This window comes from Streptomyces carpinensis, from assembly GCF_002154505.1.
GTDB classification, from domain to species: Bacteria; Actinomycetota; Actinomycetes; order Streptomycetales; family Streptomycetaceae; genus Streptomyces; species Streptomyces carpinensis.
This window is the reverse complement of sequence record NZ_MUBM01000520.1, coordinates 1-9,012: the sequence shown is the minus strand read 5'-3', so window position 1 is coordinate 9,012 and position 9,012 is coordinate 1. Positions and strand designations below refer to the sequence as shown.

The 9,012-nt window shown below is 71.2% G+C and carries 6 protein-coding genes; 3 read left to right on the top strand and 3 right to left on the bottom strand.

Translation table 11 applies throughout. The features are described from left to right. From BZY54_RS45285 to sucC, 3 genes are all read right to left on the bottom strand, one after another. Window positions 1-1,182: aldehyde dehydrogenase family protein (locus BZY54_RS45285; protein ID WP_086731183.1), on the bottom strand; the 1,182-nt coding region annotated here is incomplete at its 3' end. 157 nt (window positions 1,183-1,339) lie between these two features. Continuing rightward, entirely contained in the window at window positions 1,340-2,224 is an 885-nt protein-coding gene (sucD, locus tag BZY54_RS45280; RefSeq protein ID WP_086731182.1) for a succinate--CoA ligase subunit alpha, read from the bottom strand. A 14-nt stretch (window positions 2,225-2,238) separates the two neighbouring features. After that, window positions 2,239-3,369: an ADP-forming succinate--CoA ligase subunit beta gene (sucC, locus tag BZY54_RS45275; RefSeq protein ID WP_086731181.1), complete on the bottom strand. Its 1,131-nt coding sequence runs from the start codon at window positions 3,367-3,369 to the stop codon at window positions 2,239-2,241. A 209-nt stretch (window positions 3,370-3,578) separates the two neighbouring features. Between sucC and BZY54_RS45270 the strand changes: the two genes are divergently transcribed. Genes BZY54_RS45270 through BZY54_RS45260 form a run of 3 tightly spaced genes read left to right on the top strand, consistent with a single transcriptional unit; the run spans window position 3,579 to window position 8,672 of the window. Next, window positions 3,579-5,288, top strand: a complete 1,710-nt coding sequence (locus tag BZY54_RS45270; RefSeq protein WP_086731180.1) for a thiamine pyrophosphate-binding protein — start codon at window positions 3,579-3,581, stop codon at window positions 5,286-5,288. Between the two features lie 11 nt (window positions 5,289-5,299). Then, on the top strand, window positions 5,300-6,532 hold the full coding sequence (gene frc, locus BZY54_RS45265) for a formyl-CoA transferase (RefSeq protein ID WP_086731179.1): 1,233 nt from the start codon (window positions 5,300-5,302) through the stop codon (window positions 6,530-6,532). A gap of 4 nt (window positions 6,533-6,536) precedes the next feature. Further along, the gene (locus BZY54_RS45260) at window positions 6,537-8,672 is read left to right on the top strand and encodes an acetate--CoA ligase family protein (RefSeq protein ID WP_086731184.1); all 2,136 of its coding nucleotides are present in this window, start codon (window positions 6,537-6,539) and stop codon (window positions 8,670-8,672) included. Window positions 8,673-9,012: the final 340 nt, after the last annotated feature.

The window sequence follows — 9,012 nt, the reverse complement described above, 5'->3', positions numbered from 1 at the left end:
GTTCAGAAGGGTGACCGGGTGGACGTACGCCGATGTGTCCTGGCCCGGAAGGAAGCGGGCGTCCTGCGGCCGGCCCCGGTGCAGCGGGATCGCGCCCCGGTCGACGGCCTCGGCCACCTGGTCCGTCAGCTCCTTCGCCTTGGCCGCGTTGATCAGTGGGCCGTAGTCCAGCTCCGGGAAGGGGGAGTCCGGCCGCTCCACGGCCAGGGGGTGGCCCACCCCTACCGCGCGCACCGCCGGGAGGTACGCCGCCAGGAACTCGTCGAACAGGTCACGCTGGACGACGAAGCGCGGATAGGCGGTGCAGCGCTGCTTGCCGTAGTCGAAGAGTTTCGGGACGACGGCCGCGAACGCCTCCCAGTCGCCGTAGTTCCAGATGCCCCAGGTGTTCAGGCCCTCCTGTTCGAGGATGTGCCGTTTGCCGAGGTCGGCCACCGCCGTGGCCACCGCCGCGCCGGTGTCCCGGCCGCCGACGAAGGAGACGCAGCCGATCTCCGGCGCCCGCACCAGCGCCTCGGAGAGTTCTCCCCCGCTGCCGCTGACGAGGGTGACGGGGACGCCCTCGCGCGCCGCCAGCGCGCAGGCCAGGGTGAGGCAGGCGACACCGCCGTCGGTCGGGGTCTTGGCGATGACCGCGTTGCCCGCCAGCGCCTGGACCAGCATCGCGTGGACGAGCACGCTCATCGGGTAGTTCCAGCTGGCGATGTTCGAGACCGGGCCGTCCAGGGGGGAACGGTTCGCGATCATCGGCTCTATGCCGTCGACGTACCAGCGCACTCCGTCGATGGCCCGGTCGACGTCCGCCTGCGCCAGCCGCCACGGCTTGCCGATCTCCCAGACCAGCAGCAGCGCCAGGAGCTGCCGGTGTTCGGCGAGGGCGTCGAGGGTGGCGGCGATCCGGGCGCGGCGCTCGGGCAGGGGTACGTGGCGCCAGGCCCGGTGCTGGTCCAGAGCCGCTCGTACGGCCCGCTCGGCCGTGGCCCCGTCCAGGCGGGGCGCGCCCGCTATGGGCCCGGCGTCGACGGGGCTGGTCGCCGGAAGTGCCCGGCCGTCCGCCTGCCAGGCGGCGTTCCAGAGGTTGAGGACGCGGTCGCCCTGGAACGCCTCGGGGGCGACGGTGAGGCAGCGCTGCCAGGCGTCGGTCCAGGACGTGCCGGGCTTGAGGGTGAGGGTGGGTGTCATTCGGTTGCTCCGCTCTCGGTGCACAGTCGAGAGAAACGAGAGGACGAGAAGCGAGAGGACGACGGGAAACGGCCTGGCGGAGGCGTTCGGCAGTCCTCGGGGCCTTTCGGTGGCGTCGCGGCGCCGCACAGTGACCTGACGTCGTCCGTCGGTGACGTCACGTGTCCCTTCCCAGCGCGGCCAGTGCCAGGCGCGCCGTCTCCGTCGGGGTGCTGCCCACCGCCACTCCGGCCGCCTCCAGTGCCTCCTTCTTGGCCCGCGCGGTTCCCGTCGAGCCGGAGACGATGGCGCCCGCGTGGCCCATCGTCCTGCCCTCGGGGGCCGTGAAGCCCGCGATGTAGCCGACGACCGGCTTGGTGACGTGGTCCCGGACGAAGGCGGCGGCGCGTTCCTCCGCGTCGCCGCCGATCTCGCCGATCATCACGATCAGTTCGGTGTCGGGATCGGCCTCGAAGGCGGTCAGGCAGTCGATGTGGCTGGTGCCGGTGACCGGGTCGCCGCCTATGCCCACGCACGTCGAGAAGCCGATGTCGCGCAACTCGTACATGAGCTGGTAGGTGAGTGTGCCCGACTTCGAGACCAGGCCGATGGGGCCCGGCTTGGTGATGTCGGCCGGGATGATGCCCGCGTTGGACTGGCCGGGGGTGATCAGGCCCGGGCAGTTCGGGCCGATCACCCGCATCCCCGTCCTGCGCGCGTACGCGGTGAAGGCGACCGAGTCGTGCACGGGGATGCCCTCGGTGATGACGACCGCCAGGTCGATGCCCGCGTCGGCGGCCTCCAGCACCGCCGCCTTGGCGAAGGCCGGGGGGACGAACACCACGCTGACGTCCGCGCCGGTCGCCTCCCTTCCCTCCCGTACCGAGCCGAAGACGGGGACGGCGCGGTCGTCGAAGTCGACGACGCGGCCGGCCTTGCGCGGGTTGACGCCGCCGACGACGTTCGTGCCGGCCGCGAGCATGCGGCGGGTGTGCTTCATGCCCTCGCCGCCGGTCATGCCCTGGACGAGGACCTTGCTGTCCTTGGTGAGGTGGATGGCCATGGCCTGCCGTCTCCTTAGGCTGCGGTGGCGAGTTCGGCGGCACGCAGGGCTGCGCCGTCCATGGTGGTGGCCTGGTGGACCAGGGGGTGCGCGCGTTCGTCGAGGATGGCGCGGCCGCGCGCGGCGTTGTTGCCGTCCAGGCGTACGACCAGTGGCCTGGTCAGCCGCACCGTGTCCAGGGCCCGCACGATGCCCTCGGCGACCGCGTCGCAGGCGGTGATGCCGCCGAAGACGTTGACGAGGACGGACTTGACCGCCGGGTCGGAGAGGATGACGGAGAGTCCGTCGGCCATCACCTGCGCCGACGCGCCGCCGCCGATGTCGAGGAAGTTGGCGGGCCGGGCGCCGCAGCCGGCCACCACGTCGAGCGTCGACATGACCAGCCCGGCACCGTTGCCGATGACGCCGACCTCGCCGTCGAGCCTGACGTAGTTGAGGCCCTTGGCGGCGGCAGCCGTCTCCAGCGGGTCGTCGCGCACGGACTCGTCGGCGCCCCAACGTGCCTGCCGGAAGCGGGCGTTGTCGTCGAGGGTGACCTTGCCGTCGAGGGCGACGATCCGGCCCTGCGCGGTGCGGACGAGCGGGTTGACCTCGACGAGGACGGCGTCCTCGCGGACCAGCACCTCCCACAGCCGTACGAGGACGTCGACGGTCTGCGGTGGGAGCCCGGCGGCCTCGGCGATCTCGCTCGCCCGCGCCGAGGTCACGCCCTGCGCCGGATCGATGTGCACCCGCGCGACCGCCTCCGGCCGGCGGGCGGCCACCTCCTCGATCTCCATGCCGCCCTCGGCGGAGGCGATGGCGAGGAAGCGGCCCGCGGCGCGGTCGAGGACGTAGGAGACGTAGAACTCCTGCTCCACGTCGACCGGTTGGGCCAGCATCACCGTGCCCACCGTGTGGCCCTTGATGTCCATGCCGAGGATCTGGCGTGCGGTGAGCTCGGCGGCCGTGGGGTCGGCGGCCATCCGCACTCCGCCCGCCTTGCCCCGGCCGCCGGTCTTCACCTGCGCCTTGACGACGACACGTCCGCCGAGCCGGCGGGCGATCTCGCGCGCCTGAAGGGGCGAGTCCGTGACCTCCGCCCTCGGCACCACGATGCCGTGTTCCTCGAAGAGTTCCCTTGCCTGGTGTTCGTACAGGTCCATTTCGGCTCCTGTCTGCCGACTCATCAGGGGGACGGCCCCCAGGCCCTCGAAAAGTGCCGCACGCCCCCTGGACACCACCCACCGGATGCGGGATAACAAGCTTCATACAGTATTCGTCGACTGTATGCAATGTACTGCAGACACCGCCGCGCAGCCCGCGCTGTACGGCCACGAGCGTTCCCACCCCTACGAAGGGACAGGACTTCGCCATGCCCGACGACACCCAGGACGCCCAGCAGGCCCGGCCCGCCGAGGACGTGATCTCCGGCGGCCATCTCGTCGCCAAGGCCCTCAAGGCAGAGGGAGTCGACCGCATCTACACCCTGTGCGGTGGCCACATCATCGACATCTACGACGGCTGCGTCGACGAGGGCATCGAGGTCGTCGACGTACGACACGAGCAGGTCGCCGCCCACGCCGCCGACGGTTACGCGCGCCTGACCGGCAAGCCCGGCTGCGCGGTCGTCACCGCCGGTCCCGGTACGACGGACGCCGTCACCGGTGTCGCCAACGCCTTCCGCGCGGAGTCACCGATGCTGCTGATCGGCGGTCAGGGGGCGCACACCCAGCACAAGATGGGGTCCCTGCAGGACCTGCCGCATGTCGACATGATGACGCCGATCACCAAGTTCGCGGCGACGGTGCCGGACACGGCGCGGGCGGCGGACATGGTGTCGATGGCGTTCCGCGAGTGCTACCACGGGGCACCCGGGCCGTCCTTTCTGGAGATCCCACGGGACGTGCTGGACGCCAAGGTCCCGCGCGACAAGGCCCGCGTCCCGGCCGCCGGCCACTACCGGGCCTCGACCCGCTCGTCCGGCGACCCAGAGGCGGTCGAGAAGCTCGCCGACCTCCTCGTCCACGCCGAGAAGCCGGCCATCCTGCTGGGCGGCCAGGTCTGGACGACGCGCGGCACCGAGGCCGCCATCGAGCTCGTGCGGACCCTGAACATCCCCGCGTACATGAACGGCGCCGGACGCGGCACCCTGCCGCCCGGCGACCCGCACCACTTCCAGCTGTCGCGGCGGTACGCCTTCTCGAACGCCGACGTCATCGTGATCGTCGGCACGCCCTTCGACTTCCGCATGGGGTACGGCAAGCGGCTCTCCCCCGCGGCCACGGTCGTGCAGATCGACCTGGACTACCGGACCGTCGGCAAGAACCGCGACATCGACCTCGGGATCGTGGGTGACGCGGGGCTGGTGCTGAAGTCCGTGACCGAGGCCGCCTCCGGACGCGTCAACGGCGGCGCCGCAAGGCGCAAGGAGTGGCTCGACGAGCTGCGCGCCGCCGAACAGGCCGCGCTCGACAAGCGGCTGCCGCAGCTCAGGTCCGACGCCTCCCCGATCCACCCCTACCGGCTGGTCAGCGAGATCAACGACTTCCTCACCGAGGACTCGATCTACATCGGCGACGGCGGCGACATCGTCACCTTCTCCGGGCAGGTCGTGCAGCCCAAGTCGCCGGGCCACTGGATGGACCCGGGGCCGCTCGGCACCCTCGGCGTCGGCATCCCCTTCGTGCTCGCCGCCAAGCAGGCCCGGCCCGACAAGGAGGTGGTCGCCCTCTTCGGCGACGGGGCGTTCTCTCTCACCGGCTGGGACTTCGAGACGCTGGTCCGCTACGACCTGCCCTTCGTCGGGATCGTCGGCAACAACTCCTCGATGAACCAGATCCGTTACGGCCAGGCCGCCAAGTACGGCAAGGAGCGCGAGCGGGTCGGCAACACCCTCGGCGACGTCCACTACGACAAGTTCGCGCAGATGCTGGGCGGCCACGGCGAGGAGGTGCGCGACCCCGCCGACATCGGCCCGGCCCTCAGGCGCGCCCGCGAGTCGGGCAAGCCCTCGCTGATCAACGTCTGGGTCGACCCGGACGCGTACGCCCCCGGAACCATGAACCAGACGATGTACAAGTGAGGTGGACGTCCATGACGGGCAAAGCACTTGAAGGCATCCGGGTCCTGGACATGACCCACGTCCAGTCCGGCCCCTCCGCCACCCAGCTGCTGGCCTGGCTCGGTGCGGACGTCGTCAAGCTGGAGGCGCCCACCGGCGACATCACGCGCAAGCAGCTGCGTGACCTCCCTGACGTCGACTCCCTCTACTTCACGATGCTCAACTGCAACAAGCGGAGCATCACCCTCAACACCAAGACCGAGCGCGGCAAGGAGCTCCTGACCGAGCTGATCCGGCGCTCCGACGTCATGGTGGAGAACTTCGGCCCGGGCGCCGTCGACCGGATGGGCTTCACCTGGGACCGGATCCAGGAGATCAACCCCCGGATCGTCTACGCCTCCATCAAGGGGTTCGGGGAGGGCCCGTACACCAACTTCAAGGCCTACGAGGTCGTCGCGCAGGCCATGGGCGGGTCGATGGCGACCACCGGGTTCGAGGACGGGCCCCCGACGGCGACCGGCGCGCAGATCGGTGACTCCGGGACCGGGGTGCATCTGGTGGCCGGGGTGCTCGCCGCGCTGTTCCAGCGGGAGCGGACCGGGCGCGGGCAACGGGTCAACGTGGCCATGCAGCACGCGGTGCTCAACCTGTGCCGGGTGAAGCTGCGCGACCAGCAGCGCCTGGCCCACGGACCGCTCGCCGAGTACCCCAACGAGGACTTCGGCGACGAGGTCCCCCGCTCCGGCAACGCCTCCGGCGGCGGGCAACCCGGCTGGGCGGTCAAGTGCGCGCCGGGCGGGCCCAACGACTACGTGTACGTGATCGTGCAGCCGGTCGGCTGGAAGCCGATCAGCGAGCTGATCGGCCGGCCCGAGCTGGCCGACGACCCCGACTGGGCCACCCCGGAGGCCCGGCTGCCCCGCCTGAACAAGATGTTCCAGCTGATCGAGGAGTGGTCCTCGACCCTGCCCAAGTGGGAGGTGCTGGAGCGGCTCAACGCCCACAACATCCCGTGCGGGCCGATCCTGTCCACCAGGGAGATCATCGAGGACGAGTCGCTGGTCGCCAACGAGATGGTGGTCCGTGTGCCGCACCCCGAGCGCGGCGAGTTCGTCACCGTCGGCAGCCCCCTGAAGCTGTCCGACTCCCCCGTCGAGGTCAGCAGTTCACCGCTGCTCGGCGAGCACAACGAAGAGGTCTACGTCGGCGAGCTTGGCCTCGGCGACGAGGAGCTGCGCCTGCTGAAGTCGAACGGAGTGATCTGACGTGATGGCCGAGGACCGGGTGCTGAGGGTACGCGCCCTGCTCGACTCGGTGCGGGCCGAGGGCCGCAGCGCCCTGACCGCGCCCGAGGGCAAGGTGCTCGCCGACGCCTACGGGATCACCGTACCGGGCGAGGAGCTGGCGCGGGACGTGGACGAGGCCGTGGCGTGCGCGGCACGGTTCGGCGGGCCGGTGGTGATGAAGATCGTCTCCCCGGACATCCTGCACAAGACCGACGCCGGCGGGGTCGTGGTCGGGGTGGCGGGCGCGGCGGACGTACGGGCCGCCTTCCACCGCATCGTCGACAACGCGCGCGCCTACGACGCCGATGCCCGTATCCACGGTGTGCAGGTGCAGGAACTGCTGCCCGAGGGGCAGGAGGTCATCGTCGGTGCGGTGACCGACCCGACGTTCGGGAAGGTTGTGGCCTTCGGACTCGGCGGGGTCCTCGTCGAGGTGCTGAAGGACGTGACGTTCCGTCTCGCGCCCCTGGACGCCGACGAGGCGCTGTCCATGCTGGACTCGATCCGCTCGGCCCAGGTGCTGCGCGGGGTGCGCGGGCGGCCGGGGGTGGACCGGTGGGCGCTCGCCGAGCAGATCCGGCGGGTCTCCCAACTGGTCGCGGACTTCCCGGAGATCGCCGAGGTGGACCTCAACCCGGTGATCGCCACCGAGCACGGCGCGGTCGCCGCCGACATCCGGGTGATCCTCGCCGGCGAGCAGCCGCCGACGCGAAGGAAATACACCCGCGAGGAGATCCTCACCTCCATGCGGCGGCTGATGCAGCCGGCCTCGGTCGCCGTGATCGGCGCCTCCAACGAGCCGGGGAAGATCGGCAACTCGGTGATGCGCAACCTCGTCGACGGCGGCTTCTCCGGGGAGATCCATCCGGTGAATCCCAAGGCCGATGACATTCTGGGCCGCAAGGCGTACAAGAGTGTCACGGACGTTCCCGGTGAGGTGGATGTGGCGGTCTTCGCTATCCCCGCCAAGTTCGTGGCCTCGGCCCTGGAGGAGGTGGGACGGAAGAAGATCCCCAACGCGGTGCTCATCCCCTCCGGGTTCGCGGAGACCGGCGAGCACGAACTCCAGGCCGAGATCGTGGCGATCGCGGAGCGGCACGGGATCCGGCTGCTCGGGCCGAACATCTACGGCTACTACTCGACCTGGCAGGACCTGTGCGCCACGTTCTGCACGCCGTACGACGTCAAGGGCGGGGTGGCACTGACCTCCCAGTCCGGCGGGATCGGCATGGCGATCCTCGGCTTCGCCCGCACCACGAAGACGGGCGTGTCGGCGATCGTGGGCCTCGGCAACAAGTCGGACCTCGACGAGGACGACCTGCTGACCTGGTTCGGCGAGGACCCGCACACCGAGTGCATCGCGATGCACCTGGAGGACCTGAAGGACGGCCGTGCCTTCGTGGAGGCCGCGCGGGCGACCGTGCCGAAGAAGCCGGTCGTCGTCCTCAAGGCGGGGCGTACCGCGGCCGGCGCGAAGGCCGCCGGGTCGCACACCGGCGCCCTGGCGGGCGACGACGCCGTGTACGACGACATCCTGCGGCAGGCAGGCGTCATCCGGGCGCCCGGTCTGAACGACATGCTGGAGTACGCGCGCGCGTTGCCGGTGCTGCCCACCCCCCAGGGCGACAACGTGGTCATCATCACCGGCGCCGGCGGCAGCGGTGTGCTGCTGTCCGACGCGGTGACCGACAACGGGCTGTCGCTGATGGAGATCCCACCGGACCTGGACGAGGCGTTCCGCCGCTTCATCCCGCCGTTCGGGGCCGCGGGCAATCCGGTGGACATCACCGGGGGCGAGCCGCCGTCGACGTACGAGGCGACGATCCGGCTGGGTCTGGAGGACCCGCGCATCCACGCGCTCGTCCTCGGCTACTGGCACACCATCGTCACCCCTCCCATGGTGTTCGCCGAGCTGACCGCGCGCGTGGTAGCCGAGTTCCGCGAGCGCGGTGTCGAGAAGCCGGTGGTGGCCTCGCTCGCCGGTGACGTGGAGGTCGAGGACGCCTGCCAGTACCTCTTCGAGCGGGGGGTCGTGGCGTACCCGTACACGACGGAGAAGCCGGTGGCCGTACTCGGGGCGAAGTACCGCTGGGCGCGGGCGGCGGGGCTTCTCTCATGACGCGGACGGACGCAGGACCGGCCGGGGGTCCGGGGGTCGCCCCCCCCGGGCGAAACACCGCCCGCTCGGCGCGGGCGGCGGGGTCTCTCCCGTGACGCGCGCGGGCACAGGACCGGCCGCGGGTCCGGGGGTCGCCCCCCGGGCGAAACACCGCCCGCTCGGCGCGGGCGGCGGGGTCTCTCCCGTGACGCGCGCGGACGCGGGACCGGCCCGGGGCCGTCCCCGAGCGAAACACCGCCCGCCGGGCGCGGGTGGCCGGGTTGCCGGGGGGCGTTCATGAGGTGAGCGAGCGTGGGGGCGGCCGGCGGTGCGCGCCGGCCGCGCCCGGGACCCGTGCGCG